General features: G+C 48.2%; 15 protein-coding genes. 4 read left to right on the plus strand and 11 right to left on the minus strand.

All coding sequences use genetic code 11. From position 1 onward, the window contains the following. Window positions 1-41 precede the first annotated feature (41 nt). The 6 genes from MTO69_RS15665 to MTO69_RS15690 form a co-directional block, all read right to left on the minus strand. The gene (locus tag MTO69_RS15665) at window positions 42-3,875 is read right to left on the minus strand and encodes a beta strand repeat-containing protein (RefSeq protein ID WP_248335382.1); all 3,834 of its coding nucleotides are present in this window, start codon (window positions 3,873-3,875) and stop codon (window positions 42-44) included. Between the two features lie 26 nt (window positions 3,876-3,901). After that, window positions 3,902-4,450: a hypothetical protein gene (locus MTO69_RS15670; RefSeq protein ID WP_248335384.1), complete on the minus strand. Its 549-nt coding sequence runs from the start codon at window positions 4,448-4,450 to the stop codon at window positions 3,902-3,904. A gap of 299 nt (window positions 4,451-4,749) precedes the next feature. Next, window positions 4,750-5,499, minus strand: coding sequence for a phosphate ABC transporter ATP-binding protein PstB (pstB, locus tag MTO69_RS15675; RefSeq protein WP_248335386.1), 750 nt, complete (start codon window positions 5,497-5,499; stop codon window positions 4,750-4,752). A 52-nt stretch (window positions 5,500-5,551) separates the two neighbouring features. Next, the gene (gene pstA / locus MTO69_RS15680) at window positions 5,552-6,436 is read right to left on the minus strand and encodes a phosphate ABC transporter permease PstA (protein ID WP_248335388.1); all 885 of its coding nucleotides are present in this window, start codon (window positions 6,434-6,436) and stop codon (window positions 5,552-5,554) included. A 5-nt stretch (window positions 6,437-6,441) separates the two neighbouring features. Continuing rightward, a complete protein-coding gene (gene pstC, locus MTO69_RS15685) occupies window positions 6,442-7,371 on the minus strand; it encodes a phosphate ABC transporter permease subunit PstC (protein ID WP_248335390.1) in 930 nt (309 codons plus the stop codon). Window positions 7,372-7,474: 103 nt separating this feature from the next. Further along, on the minus strand, window positions 7,475-8,296 hold the full coding sequence (locus tag MTO69_RS15690; RefSeq protein ID WP_248335392.1) for a phosphate ABC transporter substrate-binding protein: 822 nt from the start codon (window positions 8,294-8,296) through the stop codon (window positions 7,475-7,477). A 358-nt stretch (window positions 8,297-8,654) separates the two neighbouring features. On the opposite strand from MTO69_RS15690, the gene MTO69_RS15695 reads away from it, so the two are divergent. Continuing rightward, window positions 8,655-10,298, plus strand: a complete 1,644-nt coding sequence (locus MTO69_RS15695) for a methyl-accepting chemotaxis protein (RefSeq protein ID WP_248335394.1) — start codon at window positions 8,655-8,657, stop codon at window positions 10,296-10,298. Between the two features lie 40 nt (window positions 10,299-10,338). On the opposite strand, the gene MTO69_RS15700 is transcribed toward MTO69_RS15695, so the two are convergent. Then, window positions 10,339-11,670: a DEAD/DEAH box helicase gene (locus MTO69_RS15700; protein ID WP_248335396.1), complete on the minus strand. Its 1,332-nt coding sequence runs from the start codon at window positions 11,668-11,670 to the stop codon at window positions 10,339-10,341. Between the two features lie 354 nt (window positions 11,671-12,024). Here MTO69_RS15700 and MTO69_RS15705 point away from each other — a divergent pair, with 354 nt between their 5' ends. Further along, the gene (locus tag MTO69_RS15705; RefSeq protein WP_038177420.1) at window positions 12,025-12,273 is read left to right on the plus strand and encodes an Lpp/OprI family alanine-zipper lipoprotein; all 249 of its coding nucleotides are present in this window, start codon (window positions 12,025-12,027) and stop codon (window positions 12,271-12,273) included. Window positions 12,274-12,322: 49 nt separating this feature from the next. On the opposite strand, the gene MTO69_RS15710 is transcribed toward MTO69_RS15705, so the two are convergent. Genes MTO69_RS15710 through MTO69_RS15725 form a run of 4 tightly spaced genes read right to left on the minus strand, consistent with a single transcriptional unit; the run spans window position 12,323 to window position 16,382 of the window. After that, entirely contained in the window at window positions 12,323-13,228 is a 906-nt protein-coding gene (locus MTO69_RS15710; RefSeq protein WP_248335398.1) for a L,D-transpeptidase family protein, read from the minus strand. Continuing rightward, window positions 13,218-14,645, minus strand: coding sequence for a deoxyribodipyrimidine photo-lyase (phrB, locus tag MTO69_RS15715; RefSeq protein ID WP_248335400.1), 1,428 nt, complete (start codon window positions 14,643-14,645; stop codon window positions 13,218-13,220). Before phrB ends, MTO69_RS15710 begins: the two co-directional genes overlap by 11 nt. After that, window positions 14,642-15,442 carry a MerR family transcriptional regulator gene (locus tag MTO69_RS15720; protein WP_248335402.1) on the minus strand — a complete coding sequence of 267 codons (801 nt, stop codon included), beginning with the start codon at window positions 15,440-15,442 and terminating at the stop codon, window positions 14,642-14,644. The genes phrB and MTO69_RS15720 overlap by 4 nt, the downstream gene beginning before the upstream one ends. Then, window positions 15,432-16,382 (minus strand): YbgA family protein, encoded by a 951-nt coding sequence (locus MTO69_RS15725; protein ID WP_248335404.1) that lies wholly within the window; start codon window positions 16,380-16,382, stop codon window positions 15,432-15,434. The genes MTO69_RS15720 and MTO69_RS15725 overlap by 11 nt, the downstream gene beginning before the upstream one ends. Before the next feature lie 351 nt (window positions 16,383-16,733). Here MTO69_RS15725 and deoD point away from each other — a divergent pair, with 351 nt between their 5' ends. After that, window positions 16,734-17,444, plus strand: a complete 711-nt coding sequence (deoD, locus tag MTO69_RS15730) for a purine-nucleoside phosphorylase (protein ID WP_248335406.1) — start codon at window positions 16,734-16,736, stop codon at window positions 17,442-17,444. A gap of 61 nt (window positions 17,445-17,505) precedes the next feature. Then, window positions 17,506-18,975: a lactate dehydrogenase gene (locus MTO69_RS15735; protein WP_248335408.1), complete on the plus strand. Its 1,470-nt coding sequence runs from the start codon at window positions 17,506-17,508 to the stop codon at window positions 18,973-18,975. Window positions 18,976-18,987 lie beyond the last annotated feature (12 nt).

Consider the following 18,987-nt stretch of genomic DNA (forward strand, 5'->3'; position numbering starts at 1 on the left):
AATATGCCCTCCGCAGAGGGCATACCGTTAAGTCACTGTGATTACTTACGAGAAGCAACCAAAGTCACGTTGTTGCTTTGCAGATTGCCAAGACCCGAAGCGACGTTAACGCCAATAACGCCTTTCGCTCCATTGTAGCTATTGGTAATGGTCGCTGTATTACCAACGCTAGCCAATGTGCTATTGCCAGCACCGTTATCCGCTACCGCAAACTCGCTTAGTTGAACATTCTCAACCGCTAGGCCTGAGAACTGCGCCAAGCCATCAACGTCAACCTTGCCATCAGCATTTCGGCTATCGGCACCATTGGCAAACGAACCTTGTACGTTAGCCGCAACCGCAGGGCCAGACTTGTTGTCATCAGCGATTTGCATTGCGACGTTGTTAGTTTGACCATTGGCCACACCGACTGCCATGTTAGTACCTATGATGCCACGCGCGCTATTAAACGCATTGCCACCCAGCTCCGCAGTGTAAGCACCGGTTGCGTTGTACTGCACTTCGTTGATCACAGCCGCTTGAACGTTGATTGCTCCAGTCGGCGCCGCAGCATTTGTACCCGACACCGCTACCGCAACGTTGTTCGCTTGTGCGTTTAGCTGACCAGACGCAATGTTAACACCCAGAATACCTTTAGCATTGTTGAACGACTTAGTCAGATATGCGTTGCTTTCGAACAACTCGTTGGTGACCGTCATTGGGTTGTTGGTGCCAGTATTACCTGTGCCGCTGCCGTTTAGCTGCGCACCGATGACTTGCGCACTGCCCGCTACCGCTACCGATGGCTGAGCATCATTCGATGACAGCGCTACGTTATTGGTTTGGCCATTCGCTTGACCTGAAGCCACGCTCACACCGACAATACCTTTGGTCGAGTTATTGAACGAGTTGGTGATCTCTGCGTTATTGGTAAATCCGCTACCCAGTGAAACATCCACCTCGTCAAACTCTTGCAAGCTAACCGCAGCCGCCGCCAAGGTTTGGTTGGCTTCAGGAGACTGACCATCTGCCGCCATCGCCACATTGTTCGCTTGAGCATTGGCCTGACCCGACGCGACGTTCACGCCAACGATTCCGCTTGAGCCACCGAATGCTTTGTCAACTTGCGCCACGTTTTCAGACACGGTATCGCTATCAATCGCACCTAAAGTTACATCACTACCGTCGATCTCTTGCACGCTGGCTGCCAGCACACCTGAGAAGCCAGAGTCTGTGTCGATACCTTTAGCCTTACTGAATGGGTCAGAAGCGCCACCACCAGAGCCATTGCTCAGTGCAACATTGTTTGCTTGTGCATTGGTTTGACCTGCTGACAAGTTAACTCCCGCAACCCCAGAAACCTGAGTGAACGAGTTTGTCAGTGATGCTTGATTTTGCACCGCGATTCCTTGGTCTAGCTCAGACTGTGCATTATTACTCAGCACATCTTGACCAGAGGTGGCTATCACAGAGCCCGCACCGGCACCATCATCGGATTCATCATCCATTGCAATCGCAACATTGTTCGCTTGAGCATTGCCTTGGCCAGACGCGACGTTCACCCCAACCACACCAGACACATTGTCAGTGAACGAGTTAGTAATCGATGCCATGTTGGTAATCGGCGCGGTGGTATCGTTGTCTGCTGCCACTGAGCTGGTGTTGCCTTGTACGGTTTGATCAGAACCTGCCTTAGCCTTAATCACATCACCTTGTGAGTCATCTTGTTGCTTGCTGCTGTACAGGCCAAGAGACACGTTGTTTGACGCCGCGTTAGCTTGACCCGATGTCACGTTAACGCCAACCACACCGGTTGCCCCTTTATCGAACGAACCCGATACCGACGCATCATTGTCGATATAGCCATCGCCGCTGGCAAAGACATCGTTTGAGGTCACAGTTTGCGTGCTTGCTGCTTCGACAACCAATGAATCGGCGGTTTGCTCGTTTTGGTCATTGTAAGAGGCAAGAGCGACATTATTCGATTGAGCGTTGGATTGCCCAGAGGCCACGTTCACTCCAACAATACCCGTCACGCTGCTATCAAAGTTATTTTTGATGCTGGCTTTAGACGTCAGATCAGATTGGCTCGCAATACCGGTTTGAGTTTGTTGCACATTTTGCGTGCTATTGGCCATCACTTTCGAAGAGTCGACGTCGCCAGTCGCGCTGCTGACCGCCACATTGTTGGTTTGAGCATTACCTTGGCCTGCGGCGATGTTGACCCCCGCAATACCTTGCACCTTGTCAAACGCATTGCCAGTGAGCGTTGCCGTAGAGTCAGCGGTAAAGTCACCATCGACTGCGGTGGTCATTTGGTTTGCCTCTACAGTCTGCACCGAAGAAGCCTTCACGACGTCTTTATTGTTAGCATCCTCACTGCCCTGAGAATCAATCCAGCCAGCAACTGTCGCTACACTCACTTGATTCGACTGAGCATTGTATTGTCCGGCTGCAACGTTAGCGCCAACGATACCTTGCGCGTTTGAGAATGCACCATCAGTAATAGTGGCATTATTAGTGACCTGACCTAAAGTTGTATCTTGCTGCTGAGTTAGGGTGTTACCAGCTACAGTTTGCTCAGCACTGGCAGTCACATTAACGGTATCAACCGGACCGTTGCCGTTCGGCTCAGTAACCGCAACGGCGACATTATTGGTTTGACCGTTTAGCTGACCTGCCGCACTGTTGACACCGACGATACCATTGGCTTTTTTAAAACTGCCTGTAATGCTTGAGTCATTGGTCGAGTTACCGACGTTGTTGGTATAGCTGACCTGGTTACCCGAGAGTGCTTGGTCGCCAGAGGAGGCCACGTTGACTCGACTTGGCTCGTTATTCTCTGGCAAAGCCGTCACACCCAAGGCAACGTTGTTGCTCTGAGCATTGGCATCACCTGCCGAGACGTTCAGGCCAAAGATACCTTTTACTGCGTCGAATACATCGGCAACCAACGAGGTATTGTCTTGGAAGTTATGTGGCGCACCATTTACATCAACTTCATTACCTTGCAGCGTTTGGGTACCAGACGCCGCCAAAGTCGCGGTGGTAGTCTCGGTTTGGTTCTCTAGTGGAGTGTTGTTGTTTGTGTCAGCTGGAAGACCGCTTCGGCCCTGCGTTCTGCCCACTGTCGCGGCTTGATCGCCTTGTGATGGGTCTTGAGACTCTACCGTCACGAAGTTGGCTAGTGCTACTGAGTTCGCCTGTTGATTCCCCATTCCTGAGGCAACGTTAGCACCGCCGACACCATTGGCATTGTTGAATGCGCCGCCTTTTACATCTGCAACGTTATCTGCGCCGTGAGATTGAATAACATTCCCTTCAACCTCGCCGCCCTGCGAGCGCACCAAACCCATGGTTTGGCTTGAAGCGGCACTGAGTTCAAGCTCACTGGCATCTTCAGCATTCCCCATCGCAACGTTGTTCGATTGTAGATTCGAAATGCCTGCAGCGATGTTAGTACCGACAATACCAGAAGCACTTTTGAAAGCGCCGTTTAGTGTGGCACTGTTATCACCATCGCCACCAAAATCTTTCTGCATAGTGAGGTTTTCACCACTGCTCGCTTGCACTGACGCTGCATCGACAGACGCAGCTTGGTCTAAGTTGCCATCAGCGCGCGTGCCCATTGACGCTTGGTTGCTGCCTTGGTTGTAGAAACCTGCCGCTACGTTTGAATGAACTACGCCTTGAGCATTGTTAAATGCGCCGCCGTCTAAGCTGGCCTCATTGGTTATCCCTGTACTGCCCGGGCCGTTAAACGTCACGTCAACCCAGTTATCAGCAGAGACTTGCAAGTTATTCGCTTCGACTTCGAGTCCATCTGCGTATGCAGGCGCAGACAAAATCGCCCCGATAATCACTGCAAGTGGCACCTTATTCCATTGTTTTTCCATGGTGTTCTTTCCTCATCTCATTGAGATCAATTTATGGTTATTGGCATTTGGAATGAATTTCGCGCGGTATTGCCATTACCGGCGACTTGGCTCATTTGAATCACACCACTGGCGCCCGAGAGCGCTTGCGGTGCTAGTTCAACGGTGAGTTGAGAGGTATCGCTTGACGAAGACGGCATATCAATCGCTGCTGTTTGCTTAGCCAAGTCGGCCACTTCCCAACTAAGTTCTGAATCTGGACTAAAAATGACAATGTTGTGCTGTTGGTTGCTGTTACCAGCGGCGAGGTTGGCACTGAGGTAACCCTCAGCCCGGTTAAAGGCGCCATTCTCCACCTTGACCACAGCAGAAACCGATTGACGGTTAAAAGTCGGTGACGAAGAGATGGTGAGTTGATATTCAGTCTCCGATGAATAGACAAAAGTGGAACTTTGAATATTGAGATCACCCGCGACCACATTGACCGCCAGCGCCCCTTCACTGTTTTGAAACGACGCTGCACCTATGGTCACAAGATCTTGTGCCCATAAGGATTGAGTGACTAACAGTGTTAGGGTGAAAAGGGTCGTTCGCATTATCCGTTGCTCGAGTAAACATTGTGTCCACCACAGATAACGCAACCCTTATGCCAGATTTTATACTTATATAAATCAGTGATTTACAAAATAACTCAGACATCCCATGTCTCAACTGAGACACAGAAGTGAGACAGATGAGACGGCTGAGACAGTCAGCTATACCCATCAGGATAGATAGGTGACTAGATGAATCTGCACCTTGGTATGGCTAGCGAGCAGGCATAAAAAAGCCCCTCTAGAAAGAGGGGCAAAGTACCATCGCTTATAGTTATAATTTATCGTGCCAGTAAACGGGTTTAACCAAAATCACCATTCACGTAACCGCGAGTGCGGTCATCTTGCGGATCACTGAAAATCACTTGGGTATCATTGTGCTCCACCAGCTCGCCCATTAGGAAGAAAGCGGTGCGATCAGAAATGCGTCGAGCCTGCTGCATGGAGTGGGTCACAATGACTATGGTGTAGTTCTTTTTCAGCTCTTCCATCAGCTCCTCAATCTTGTGGGTTGCGATTGGGTCAAGCGCTGAGGTCGGCTCATCCATCAGAATAACATCAGGTTGCATCGCAATCGTTCGTGCAATACATAGACGCTGCTGCTGACCGCCAGACAAGCCAAACGCATGGGATTTTAAGCGATCTTTCACTTCGTCCCACAGCGCCGCGCCGCGTAGAGAGCTCTCCACCACTTGGTCGATGTGCTTTTTATCTTTAATGCCTTGCGCGCGCAGTCCGTAGGCCACGTTCTCGTAGATGCTCATCGGAAATGGGTTAGGCTTCTGGAATACCATGCCCACCTTGATGCGCAGGTCAGCCACATCGATATTGCCATAAATGTCGTTGCCATCCATCTCTAAACGCCCGGTGATCTTCACCCCTTCAATAAGGTCATTCATGCGATTCAAGCAACGTAGCAAGGTCGATTTTCCGCAGCCAGATGGACCAATCAACGCCGTGACTTGACGCTCTGGTACTGGCAGATTAATCGATTTCAGCGCTTGGTTTTCGCCATAAAATAGGTCGAGGTTTTCAATATCAAACTTGTTCATTTTCTTGATCTCTTAAAATTCTTCTACATTGGTGTGATTGTGCTGAGTGCGATTAATACGTTGCTTTGTTGAAGCGGCTCGCGATGAATTTGGTTGTCATGTTGATCAACAACACCACAACAATCAGCACTGTCGCTGTACCGTAGGCTTGGTTCCACTCTTCAATGGTGAACAGCTCTGTCGTCAGCTTGTAAAGGTGAACGGTCAGTGTACGTCCTGAATCAAGCAGAGAATCAGGAATACGAGCAACCATGCCTGCTGTGAGGAATACAGGGGCAGATTCACCAATAACACGACCAATACTTAGAATGACCGAGGTTAAGATACCTGGCGTTGCACTCGGTAAAATGAGGCGCCAAATAGTGTAGATTTTTGAAGATCCTAATGCGTAGGAGCCTTCACGATAAGTTTGTGGCACAGCCATCAAAGCTTCTTCTGTGGTACGAATAATCACCGGCAGAATCAAAATACTCAAGGTCAACGCGCCCGACAGTATGGAGAACCCCAGACCGAGAATCGCCACAAAGAACGTCATACCAAATAGACCAAAAATAATCGACGGGATGCCGGCCAAAGATTCGGTACAAAAACGAATGACTTTGACTAAACGACTGCCGACCTTGGCATATTCGGTTAGATAGATGGCAGTCATGATACCCAGTGGCGCCGCTACGGCAATCGATGCAATGACCATATAGATGGTCGAAACAATCATTGGGAAGATGCCTTTCTCTTCACCCGTCGCGGTATAGTTATCAGTTATGAACGCCCAATCGACATGTTGTAAACCATTGGACAAGATGTACCAGATAATCCAAAACAGGAAGCCGACAGTTAGCGCCGCTGAGGCCCACACAAACACGTTAAGAATCATGTCTTTGGTTTGGCGAGATTTTTTTAACTTCGCTGTGTCTTGAGTATTATTTATTGTCGACATCGTCATTACCTCGCCTTCTCACGATTCAAGTAAAGTAGTACAGCGTTCAACGACATAATGAACACCAACAGCACTACGCCCGTCGCGTAAAGCGCATTTGCATGCACCCCGCTTGCGTACGACATCTCAATCGCGATGTTCGCGGTCAATGTACGCGCAGAGTCGAGAATACCTTGTGGCATGGCGGGCGCGTTACCCATGACCATGATAATAGCCATGGTTTCACCCAAAGCGCGGCCAATGCCAAGAATCACACCAGTCATAATGCCGCTTCGCGCCGCCGGCACCAGCAGTTTGAAAATGGTGTAAACCTTGGAAGCACCCAGTGCTAATGAACCTTCTTTGTAAGTGCGTGGCACAGCCCGAATCGACGTTTCCGACACGGTAATCACCGTCGGTAGAATCATCACACCCAACACGATAATACCGGCCAAAATAGTATTACCCGCTGGCACGTTAAAGATCTCTTGGATAAGAGGAACGATGATGACTAGGCCGAAGAAACCGTACACGACAGAAGGGATACCTGCCAGCAGCTCAACCGCTGGGCGAATGACATCGGCAACGCGCTTAGGTGCAATTTCGGCAATAAAGATCGCCGTCAACACACCAATCGGCACACCTACCACTACCGCGCCTAAGGTTGAAACAACCGAAGCAACAATCATGGTTGCTACACCATACAGCGCCGGTGGCAGCCAGTCTTGCCCAAGCACAATGCCAGACACGCCGGCTTCTTGGAACGCTGGAATACTCTCTTTAATAATGAAGTAAGCGATCACTGCTAGAGAAACAATACCGATAGCAGCACTGGTTAGAAACAGGCCATGAAAGATTCGCTCTTTCCAGTCAATACGCTTTTGACTGCGTAAACCTGGCTTTGTGTAGGAAGTCGCTTCAGTACTCATAAGCTTTTCACTATTTGCGATGGTCATTTTTAAATCTCACAGTTCGAGAGCTGCCAAAGCAACATCGAATTGGATTGAAAACGCTCAGCCCGAAAAGTTGGGCTGAGCAAATGATTGGGGTAAAACTGAATTAGTTAACTGAGATGTAACCTTTCTTATCAACAAGCGCTTGCGCGTCTTTCGTTACCATCCAGTCTAGGAACTTCTGTGTTTCAGCTGAAGGCTTGCCTTCTTTGTACAGAACAAGGAATGGACGAGCCACTTTGTAGCTGCCGTTCTTCACGTTGTCTACGTTCGCTTCAACACCGTCGATGGCCAATGCGTTAACAGAATTGTCAACGGTACCTAGTGAGATGTAGCCGATAGCGTATGGGTTAGATGCCACCATAGTTTTTAGTGCACCGTTACCGTTCGCCACTTGAGCACGTTGAGAAATCGCAGACACTTTCTTACCTGAGATTTTCTTCTTCAGATTCATGATGTCTTCGAATGCACCACGAGTACCTGAAGCGGTATCACGAGTGATAGCCACGATTGGCTTGTCAGCGCCACCAACGTCTTTCCAGTTAGTGATTTCGCCTTTGTAGATTGCCGTTACTTGCTCTGCAGTCAGTTTGTCTAGACCGTTTTTAGGGTTAACAACCACAGCGATACCGTCTAGAGCAACCGTCAACTCTTTCAGCGTAGGCTCTTTTTCAGACTCTTTTAGGTTGCGAGACGACATGCCAAGGTCAGCAGAGCCGTTCTTTGCCGCTTTCACACCAGCAGAAGAGCCAGGTCCCTGAACTTCAATAAATACGTTAGAGTTCGACTTCATGTATGTTTCAGAGAAAACTTCCATCAGTGGAGTGACGCTGCTAGAACCTACAGCAGAGATCGTTTCTTTAGCAGAAACTGAAGTCACTGCCATTGCGCCTAGAAGTGCGATTGCACCGATTACTGTCTTTTTCATCACAATTTCCTTAAGTGGCTTTATTGCCGTTGTGTTTCACTTGAACGGTGCCCACTTTAGGACTCAAATGTGACAGTTGTGTTTCACTTCGTTGAAGCCTCTATGACAGGATTAATTCGGCTTTGTAAGATTTCTACCCAGAGCAACAAACTGGATACCCCTCTGTAAAACCTTATCGCAGTACCAAATCGAACACAAAACAACCTATTGATTACAAAGTGAAATCTTGTTGCATAACGTGTGTTCAAATTTTGTTTCATTCAACTTAATTTCTTGGTTGAAATATACCTATAAGAAATTAGAATCATTCGCATAATAATAACAATATACTCAATTTAATCATCGAAGAGGATTTTCAATGCGCCAGTTACTTAATGGCTTGTCTATCAAGCTACAGGTTGTTGTACCTGTAGTATTCACATTAGTCGTACTCATCGTCGGCATTACGTATAGCACCACTAGTCTCAGAAACGCGTTCAACCAAGTGACCGTATCCACCGAAGATGTCATCAATCATAAAGATGATCTGACTAAAATCATCGACAACACCTACGGTATGCGCATCAAGGCCATCTACAGCCTGTTCCGCGCTGACGACGTGGCTCAGCTTCAATCTACCCTACTCGCCAAACAAAACGATAATTTGCGTTTGCTCGATTCACTTCGCGACGTAAAAGGCTTAGAAAGAGAAGTGAAGCAAATGGAAGATGCGATTGAGGGGTATGTCAGTTACTCAATCAACACTATGGTGCCACTGCTGAATGTTAAGCACGGCCAAGCGAGTGTTTCACAAGCGTTTCAACGTGACTACGATCAAGCCTCTGCCCTCTACCGTGACAAGGGCAATCTTATGGTGAAGGGCATCGAAGATCTCTCTTCTAAGCTAAATGTGCTCGCCTTGGAGGAGCTCAATCACAACGAAGCCATCCACTCAGGGGTTATGAGTCAGGCCATTGTAGGCTTAGCTGCCGTGTTGCTGATCGCGATAGTGATCAGTTGGGTACTGGCCGGCATTATCGTCACCCCGATCAAACAGCTGCAAAAAGCGATGCAAGCATTGGCTCAAGGCAACCTGCAAGTTAGTGTCAAGGAAGAAGGCAACAACGAAATTAGTGCACTGTCGAGAGACTTCAATTCAACTATTGCTCAACTAAAAGGGACCGTTGATTCTTTAGTTCGCATCAGTGTTGACGTTGCCTCTGCCTCTACTGAACTCGCTGCTGTGATGACCCAGTCGAGTGTCAACTCAGACCAAGAGAAAAACGAAGTTGAACAAGTCGCTTCAGCTATCGATCAAATGGAAAGCACTGCAAGCGAGGTGACTCAAAACGCGAACCTTGCCGATCAAGCCTCAAGTAACGCAAACAAAATGGCCAAAGAGAGCTTGGCTATCTTCGAGCAAAATATTCGTGAGAGCGCCAAAATGGCACAGCAGATGACCCATGCCGCCAACGTGGTGAACAATCTGAAAGATCAATCTGAGCAAATCGGTAAGTTCATCGAAATGATCGAAGGTATTTCAGAGCAAACCAACTTATTGGCACTCAATGCTGCGATTGAAGCCGCGCGTGCTGGTGAAAGTGGACGTGGCTTTGCGGTAGTGGCTGACGAAGTACGCATGCTGGCCGCGCGTACTCAAGAGTCGACCAAAGAGATTCAGACGATTATCGAAGACCTGCAGCACCAATCAGGCACAGCCAATGACAGCATGGCATCAAGCTTGACCCTGCTGGAGCAAAACCAGCAACAAGCGGCTCAGGTCAGCCAAGCCCTGACCGACATTAGCCACTCCATTTCCGAGTTGACCTCCCTCAACGCTCAAGTGGCCGTCGCGTCTGAAGAACAAGGTCAAGTGACCTCGGATGTGAACAAAAACTTGGGGAACATCTACGAGTTAGTCAGTCAAAATGTCACCGGTATTACTCAAGCGGCAGCGGCGAGCCAAGAGTTATCGACACTTGCTGAAAACCAAAAACAGCAACTCGGCTTTTTCAAAGTCTAAAAACCGAAAGGGTTGCCAAATGGCAACCCTTTTTTGTTTGTTACTCGTCGTCAACTTTTGGCGCGACTTTCTTTTTAGGGATAAATACACTATCCCCCACCGCCACATTTTGATGGAAGCTCTTGTCTCGCTTAATCGGCTTCTTAGCCGCTTTCTTCGCTTGAGGCTTAGCTTTCTTAACGGCTTTCCCTTTACCACGAAAATCGGGTTTACGTGGTTTGATGCCTTTAAACTTACCTTTTAACCCTTCTAGCTCAGAGAAGCTCAAATCTTGCTGCAAAAATGTTTCTACACGCTTAAAGCTATCCCAGTCTTTTGGACCAACGAGAGAAATAGCGTCGCCTTTGTTGCCCGCGCGTCCCGTGCGGCCAACTCGGTGCACATACTCTTCGCTGTGTTTTGGCATATCGAAGTTGATCACGTGAGTCACGTTAGCAATGTCTAAACCTCGGGATGCGATATCTGTGGTCACCAGAATCTTAAACACTGCGCGTTCAAATTGACTCATAATGGTATTGCGCTGAGTCTGAGTAAGGCCGCCACTCAGGGCGATTGCTTTGAGCTTCTTCTCATTCAGTTTCTCAGTCAGACGCTCAGTGTCTGCGCGAGTCGCGGTAAAGATAATGACCTGCTTATACTCGGCGTCATTAAGAACGCGCTCAAGAATCGCTTCTTTGTGATCTAGGTGATCACATAGGTAAAATTTTTGCGTGATGTCTTTGTGCTCTTCACTGCCGGCGCCAATCGCAATGCGTTTCGGCGCATCGAGCATCTCACTCGCAATCTCATTAACATCGGTATGATCCAAGGTGGCTGAAAACATCAATGTCTGACGGCGACGATGTTTTGCCGCTTTGTGAATACGGCGCAGCTCAGGTGCAAAACCAAGGTCAAGCATACGATCGGCTTCATCGAGCACTAAGGTTTCCAACCCATCGAGAAATAGTGAGCGGTGCTCTAAATGGTCAGCCAAACGTCCAGGCGTTGCCACAATAAACTTAGGATAGCGACGCAGTGCTTTCACTTGATCGTTAAAGTTTTCTCCGCCAACCACTAAGGTAGCATCGTAAGACAAGCCGCCAAGCATTGAGCGCAGTTCACCATAAACTTGCTTAGCCAACTCTCGAGTCGGCGCCAAAATCAAACCGCGAGGGTCTTTTGCTGAAAACGCTTTGTTTTTTAAAGACTTGTGCAACATAGGTAGAACAAATGCCAGCGTTTTACCTGAACCTGTTTTTGAAGAAGCTAACAGATCCTTGCCCGCAATCGCCACGGGAATGGCGCGCTGCTGTATCTCTGTTGCTTGCTTAAAATCGTAATGTTTCAAGTTTTTAAGTAAGCGATTGTCTAAGCCTAAATCTTTAAACTGCAAAGTATTCTCCAATTGAACTGTGTGTTGCAGGCACGACGTCAAAGGGTGCCGATTGAACACGAATAAAATAAAAAACAGGCTATGATAACTGTATTCAACGAAAGAGGATAGAGATCACAGAAAATAATCTCAGAACACAAATTATTGGCAAAATCAGTCGATAGATCACCTTGCACTGATTGCTCTCGCCAATGAGACATTGATCAACTAATTCGATAATTGCTTCAATTCTTGGGTTTTTTTGACTTTGACCTACTTTAGGATGCCTATAATTAGAGCTACACTGAACACGTCACTATAAGATTAAGAAGTTATAGGGCGTTTATTGATACTTATACATGCAAGGAGTTCTCTATGAACAAAATGTTGATCGCAGCTGCAGCGTCTTCTGTTCTTCTACTAGCTGGCTGTGCTTCTGGTCCTGATGAAGCAACTACAGCGAAAATGGATGAGCTAAGCAACCAAGTCAGCCAACTAAGCCAAGACGTTCAAGCTCTACAATCAGAAGTACGTAAATCGAACGACTCAGCGATGGCAGCTCAAGAAGAAGCAGCACGCGCTAACGAGCGTATCGACAACATTGCTCAGTCTTACACTAAGTAATAAGTCTTCCTAAAAAGAGGGTCAGCAAGCTGACCCTCTTTTTTTATGTCTAATAGATAAACGATGCGGCAACGATTTCAACCGGCACTCCATTTTGCGCCAAGATGGCGGCGCGAGCTTTCACATCAGAATGGTCAAACTCTTCAAGCCACCAGCTAAGCTCAATCGGAACTTCAAGGTCTTTCTTTACACCATCACTGCGCGTCAACGGCTCATGGGCTTCGAGAAAAACGCTTCGATCCGGCTCAAGTGCAATTTTGATCGGCTCATTAATGACCCTCACCTTTTCACCTAACTCAACCTGAGCAAACAACCACTCAATATCTTTAGGCTCCATGCGAATACAACCAGAGCTCACCCGCAAGCCAATACCAAAATCTTTATTGGTCCCGTGAATCAGGTAGTCTCCGACGCCATAAGCCAGCCTCAAAGCATATTCGCCAAGCGGATTGTCTGGCCCTGCTGGCACCACGGCTGGCAGTTCAATACCTTTGGCCAAATACTCTTTGCGAATGGACGCTGGCGGTGTCCAAGTCGGATTTGGCCGTTTTTGACTGATGCGTGTTTCCATTTCTGGCGTGTCGCGACCAATGCGACCGATACCCACCGGAAAAATATGCACCTTATTAATCTCAGGCTCGAAGTAGTAGAGGCGCAACTCTGCCAAGTTGATCACAATGCCTTGACGCTCTACATTGGGTAGGATTATCTGAGTTGGAATCGTCAGTACGTAGTCCGCTTTTGGCAAGAAAGGGTCGACCCCTTTATTGGCTGCCATCAAAGAGAGAAATCCCACGTCATACTGTTTCGCTATCGTAGCCAGCGTCTCGCCTTCTTGTACTTGGTGAAACTGGGTTCGACCGACAATACTGCTGCCCTCCATCGGCAGCTCATAGGTCGCAGCAAACAGCGGCGAACTGATAAAACAGCACCATGCGATTAATTTACGCACCATTCCCATTATCCTTGGCTTCTTTATAGAGGGCTAAGGTTATCTCCCTTTCGGTCTTGTGATCAACTATTGGCGCAGGATAAGACAAAGCTTTCGCATTCGGTGCTTTCCAAGGTTGGTGAATGTACTTTTTCGGCAGCTTAGCGAGCTCGGGAATCCATGTGCACACAAAGTGGCCCTCTGGATCAAATCTCTCCCCCTGAGTCACCGGATTAAAAATCCGAAAATAGGGCTGACCATCACATCCGGTCGACGCACACCATTGCCAACCGCCATTGTTCGCCGCGTAGTCTCCATCAATGAGCTTAGACATAAAGTACGACTCTCCAATCCGCCAATCGACGTGCAGGTCTTTAACCAGGAAGCTAGCCACAATCATCCGCAGTCGATTGTGCATCCAGCCAGTGGCGTTGAGTTGCTTCATCGCAGCATCAACAATCGGGTAGCCGGTGGTGCCCGTTTTCCACGCTTCAATCCATGCTGGGTTGTTTTTCCAAATTAGCGCATCACCCCAAGGGGTAAAGCTGCGCCCTTTACTGAGTTTTGGTTCGAAATAAATCAGGTGTTGGTAAAACTCACGCCAAATCAGCTCGCTTTGCCAAATCTCACGGCCTCCGACTAAGGGCAGTGCTTGCTGGTAAGTTAATCGTGCCATGCACTGTCGAACCGAAAGCGCGCCAATCGCCAAATACGGAGATAACTTGCTGGTGCCAGCTACTGCAGGAAAATCGCGCTGCTTCTCGTAAGCGTCGGCTCTGTCACTATCAAATTGACGTAGTTGCTTGATAATACTCTCTGTGTCGACCGCATATCGCTCACTCGTTTGACGCGGATAATCAAAGCTAGACCGAGGTGACAGTTCGCTTACAATCTCATCTCGCCATACCGCTTGTTGCGTCAGCGGCTGCAATTTCGTCACACGCCAAGGTGACTGATACATTTTCGCCAAGTAAGCTCGCTTGAACGGGGTAAACACTTTGAAGTAGTCACCCTGTTTATTTTTAACGCTGCCTGGTGGTAACAAACACTTGTCGTCAAACCCATGCCATTCAATGCCATCGGCCGCTAGTAGATCCACCAGTTGGCTGTCACGCTGCACTTCATTCACTTCGTACTCTTTGTTGAAGTAAACACCAGTGACAGCATGCTCACGCGCAAGCTTAGCCACCAACTGAGCAGACTCTGCAAACGTCGCAACTTGGGCGTACACGAGCGGAATGTTGTTTTGCTGGAGATCCTTTTGCACCTCAAATAGGCGGCGGTAGATCAAATCGGCCTGAATCGGCGCCAAGTCATGTGCTTGCCAGGAGTCTGGTGTCGCCACATATATAGCTAGAACCGGCTCGCCACTGATAGAGGCATGATATAAGGCCGTGTTGTCTTCTGCGCGTAAGTCCCTGCGAAGCCAAACCAGTTTCATTCTACCCTCTCACTTTTTATCAGTTCTGACACCAGCACTTTGCCCTCAAAGTTTTGTTGAATGCGCTCTACAATGCTGTTTTGTGCCGCACTTAAAGGGCGAGAGCTATACAATGCCAGCGCCTGATAGCTGTCTAACCCTGGGTGGTCAATCAACCCAGATAAGTCATCGACGCCATCAATGATGACGATATTCATGCCCAACTCAGACAGTTTCATTGCCCACAATCGTGAACCCACATCATTTACAGAATCGTAACTCACCAGTAAGCAGCGGCCGGCTCGAGCGGCTTTATTCTCTGCTTCTAAAATCGAACTTAATCGCGCCGATAAGATGGCGTCCATCAAGCCTTTTTGCAGTGACCGCAAACCAAAACGGACCAGCGACAGCGCCTTCTCAGCAGGTTGGATAAACTGACTCTCAACCACCTCAAGCGGGTACTCTTTCAGCACTGTACTGGCAATCGATTCCGCTTTGCCTCTATTCAAATCAGCCAAGGCTTGCAGAAACTTCTCTACCTCTTCAAGTTGAAACTCTGCAGTAACAAAATCGCCATCGTTGTCGCTATTGGACTCCAGTACCGACTTCACTTTACCGATAGGCACACCTTTGTTGAGCCAACTTTGTATTTCACCAATCAAGGCGATATGTTTGTCCGTGTAGAGACGGTGACCTTTTTCGGTGCGCTGAGGCTGCACTAAGCTATATCGTCTCTGCCAAGCTCGCAATGTGACCGGCTTGACGCCAGTGATCTCTGACACTTCGCGAATTGCGTACAGCTTTTTTTCACAATCCATAACGTAAACGTAACTCCTGTGGGTGAGGTTGAAGGAATGCTTGGCCCGCCAAGTAGTCGTCAGGATGAGCATTCAAATAGTGTTTAAGTAGGGTCAACGGCGCAAGCAGAGGCAACAGACCTTCGCGATACTCATCGATGACTCGACGTAGCTCTTGTTTTTGCTCTTTATCGAGATGGCGCTTGAAGTAGCCTTGGATGTGCATTAGGACGTTGGTGTTGTTCTTACGGCTGGCACGATGTGCCATCGCGTTCATCAGGCCAAGACGGTAAAGCTTGAAGAACTCATCGATATCATACTCTTTAATGTTGGCGACAAGGCTACCCAACTCTTTATAAGAGGCGGGATGGTGCGCCATCAACGTCAGCTTGTAGCGAGAGTGGAAGGCGACAATTTTGCCACGGGTTGGCTCATCACCCATCGACTGATAGAAGTCATACAGGGAATAGATGCGAGTGATGAAGTTTTCTTTTAGCACAGGGTCATTGAGACGGCCATCTTCCTCTACGGGTAACCAAGGCATCGCCTTCATTAGCTCATTGGTGTAAAGACCGACCCCAATCGCTTCTGAATTGTTCTTGCTGTACACCTTGACGCGTTCCATGCCACAGGTGGGCGATTTGGCACAAACGATGTAGCCACACAATTTTTCTGACTCAAGCTGCGCCACTTTATTCTTGGAGTAGTTGATCATGGTGTCAGTGTGGTCTTTGGTCGAATCTTTGGTCTCTACCAGCGCAATGCGCTCTTGATCAGATATCAAACGAATGGTTGGACGTGGTACTGGCATACCAGAGCCCACCTCGGGGCAGACAGGAACAAACTCAAAATAGGGCGCGAGTTCCTTGGTCACAAACTTACTGATCTTGTGTCCAGAGTCGAAACGCACTTTTTCACCAAGTACACATGAGCTAATACCGATTTTGATTTGCTGGTCCATGACTGGCTCCTTGACATTGCTAAGCTATACAATTTTATTTGTTGTATAAGTTTTAGCACAACTTTCATCAGGTGTACAAAAAAAATATTTGTACAATTTCGAGCCTTTCCTACGATCAGAAGTCAATTTTGGTTCACAACCGCAGGCAAACGTTTTTACGAATCGATTGCCCAATCAGTTTCAACATTTTTAGTTATATATAGCCAAAGGCTGGTACATTCCGCTGGTTTCTGTGACTCATCTCTCATGGAGAGAACCTAGATGCAGCTAGTATTGCCTCAACAGATTTTTCAAAATCAACATAATTAGTAATTAGAAACAGCAATTGCTAATAAATTTGGAGTATTGACTATGGCAACCCCACACATTAATGCAAACCCAGGTGATTTCGCAGAAACGGTTCTTATGCCAGGCGACCCACTTCGCGCTAAGTACATTGCCGATACGTTCTTAGAAGATGTACAACAAGTTTGTGATGTTCGTAACATGTTTGGTTACACAGGCACTTACAAAGGTAAGAAAGTGTCTGTGATGGGCCACGGTATGGGCATCCCATCATGCTGTATCTACGTTCACGAGCTCATCGCTGAGTACGGCGTGAAGAACGTGATTCGTGTCGGTAGCTGTGGTGCTGTGCGTGACGACGTTAAACTGATGGACGTTGTTATCGGCATGGGTGCATCGACTGACTCTAAAGTGAACCGTATCCGTTTCAACGACCACGACTTCGCCGCCATTGCTGACTTCGGCCTACTAGAAGAAGCCGTTAACCAAGCTCGCGCTCAACAAGTGCCAGTTAAAGTGGGTAACGTTTTCTCTGCTGACCTTTTCTACACTCCAGAAGCAGATATCTTCGAGAAGATGGAAAAGCTAGGCATTCTAGGTGTCGATATGGAAGCGGCCGGTATCTACGGCGTTGCAGCTGACCTAGGTGCAAAAGCACTGACTATCCTAACCGTTTCTGACCACATCATCCGTGGCGAGAAACTGAGCTCTGAAGAGCGTCAGAAGTCATTCAATGACATGATGAAAGTCGCACTAGAAACAGCGATCAACATCTAATTCGATTTACTTTGCCGCCAAGTAATCACTTGGTGGCCAGAATAATCCCGAGGGGGAGATAGTGACAACTGGCAAACTGCCAAAGGAAGCAGACGGGTTACAGCTCAACTTTTGTAAAACATTGGCGTGTGACAACTTTGGATTGAGTGATGCACATCGTTACGTTGTGCAGCATGCTAACCCTAAGCGACCTGCGATGGTTTGTCGGGAGTGCGGTGCTTTCCCCCCCTTACTTAACAATCAAGAGGTGTTAAACGAGCTACATCGTTTACGCCACCTGCACAGTGATGGCCTACCCGCTTGTCGCAATGACCAGTGTGAAAATTTTGGCCTGTCTGTTCATACCCATAAACACCTATACCATGCGTTTGGCTACAGCGGCGATCGTCAGCGTTATCGTTGTAAAGCGTGCCAGTCGACCTTTGTTGATAAATGGTCAGGTGCCAACAAAAAACTTCAATTTCAAGAAAACCTCCTTGGCTTGCTCTTTATGGGCTACTCGGTACGCGAGATCTGCCGAAAATTAGAGATCAATCCAAAGACGTTCTACGACCATCTGGATCACATCGCGAGTCGCTGTCGACGTAAACTGGCGATGTTCGATGCACGTTGGGTCAACCACGCAGCCAGTTACGAGCTGGCATCGCATTACACCGCGTTGCAACCGAAAAGCAATAACGGCGTACTGTGGATAGCGACCGGGGAAGCGCACAGTGGCTACATCTTGTGCCAGCATGTCAACTACTCGGCGCATGAAGAACCAAGCGGTGAAGTCGACCACGATCCATATAAGTTTCCGGCTCGGTTCGTTTCGCGTGACCACTCGTCGGAAGCCAATATGCCGACGCCGAGTCCTTCACCTTTGCTACGTGAACGTATCGACCAGCAATACCAAACCATACTCGCGCGCGGTAACGTCGAAGACCCTATGGGTAACTTAACCGTGTTCAATTACCCCTCAAAAGGCGCGTTGATTCGTCCGCCCTACACCTCTTACGCACACTTTCTGCACGTGCTAGACATGTGCCAGAGCGATCGTCAGGTCTCGATTTATATGCCACAAGACCCGGTGTTGCGTTCGGCGGCGCTGAGCGTGTGCCTGCCGCGAATTCAACGTCAAAATGTCGACCTTTTATACGTTGAAGAAGACAAGAGCTGGCAATCAGACTTCGCTATTGAGAAAATTGACATTGTTCATATGGGCTGGTGGCGCGATCGCTGGGCAATCACAACTCACGGCAACGCCGCCAAAGGCATCTGCTATCTTGCTGGAAATAACAGCCAGCCAAAACAGTGGCTTAAAACAGCATCGATTCGACAAACGGCGTTCTTCCAACATCGTTTTGCAACGCTATTCGAGAGCTTTATCAATGAACCAAGACGCAAGTTACGCCCCGGTGGCTTGCTGCCAATGCTCGATATCTTTAGGGCTTGGCATAATTTGTGCTATCAAAATAAAGAAGGCAAAACAGCCGCGCAAGTCTTAGAGCTGACCCAATCTCCTTTGACACTGAGTGAGCTGCTTTCATAATCATTAGTAGTG

The sequence above is a fragment of the Vibrio sinaloensis genome (assembly GCF_023195835.1).
Taxonomy (GTDB): Bacteria; Pseudomonadota; Gammaproteobacteria; order Enterobacterales; family Vibrionaceae; genus Vibrio; species Vibrio sinaloensis_C.

Coding starts and splice junctions, on each gene's coding strand:
- MTO69_RS15695 (WP_248335394.1), top strand. CDS start 8,655: ATGCGCCAGTTACTTAATGGCTTGTCTATCAAGCTACAGGTTGTTGTA.
- MTO69_RS15705 (WP_038177420.1), top strand. CDS start 12,025: ATGAACAAAATGTTGATCGCAGCTGCAGCGTCTTCTGTTCTTCTACTA.
- pstB (WP_248335386.1), bottom strand. CDS start 5,499: ATGAACAAGTTTGATATTGAAAACCTCGACCTATTTTATGGCGAAAAC.
- phrB (WP_248335400.1), bottom strand. CDS start 14,645: ATGAAACTGGTTTGGCTTCGCAGGGACTTACGCGCAGAAGACAACACG.
- MTO69_RS15665 (WP_248335382.1), bottom strand. CDS start 3,875: ATGGAAAAACAATGGAATAAGGTGCCACTTGCAGTGATTATCGGGGCG.
- MTO69_RS15710 (WP_248335398.1), bottom strand. CDS start 13,228: ATGGTGCGTAAATTAATCGCATGGTGCTGTTTTATCAGTTCGCCGCTG.
- MTO69_RS15720 (WP_248335402.1), bottom strand. CDS start 15,442: ATGGATTGTGAAAAAAAGCTGTACGCAATTCGCGAAGTGTCAGAGATC.
- MTO69_RS15725 (WP_248335404.1), bottom strand. CDS start 16,382: ATGGACCAGCAAATCAAAATCGGTATTAGCTCATGTGTACTTGGTGAA.
- pstA (WP_248335388.1), bottom strand. CDS start 6,436: ATGTCGACAATAAATAATACTCAAGACACAGCGAAGTTAAAAAAATCT.
- pstC (WP_248335390.1), bottom strand. CDS start 7,371: ATGACCATCGCAAATAGTGAAAAGCTTATGAGTACTGAAGCGACTTCC.
- MTO69_RS15670 (WP_248335384.1), bottom strand. CDS start 4,450: ATGCGAACGACCCTTTTCACCCTAACACTGTTAGTCACTCAATCCTTA.
- deoD (WP_248335406.1), top strand. CDS start 16,734: ATGGCAACCCCACACATTAATGCAAACCCAGGTGATTTCGCAGAAACG.
- MTO69_RS15690 (WP_248335392.1), bottom strand. CDS start 8,296: ATGAAAAAGACAGTAATCGGTGCAATCGCACTTCTAGGCGCAATGGCA.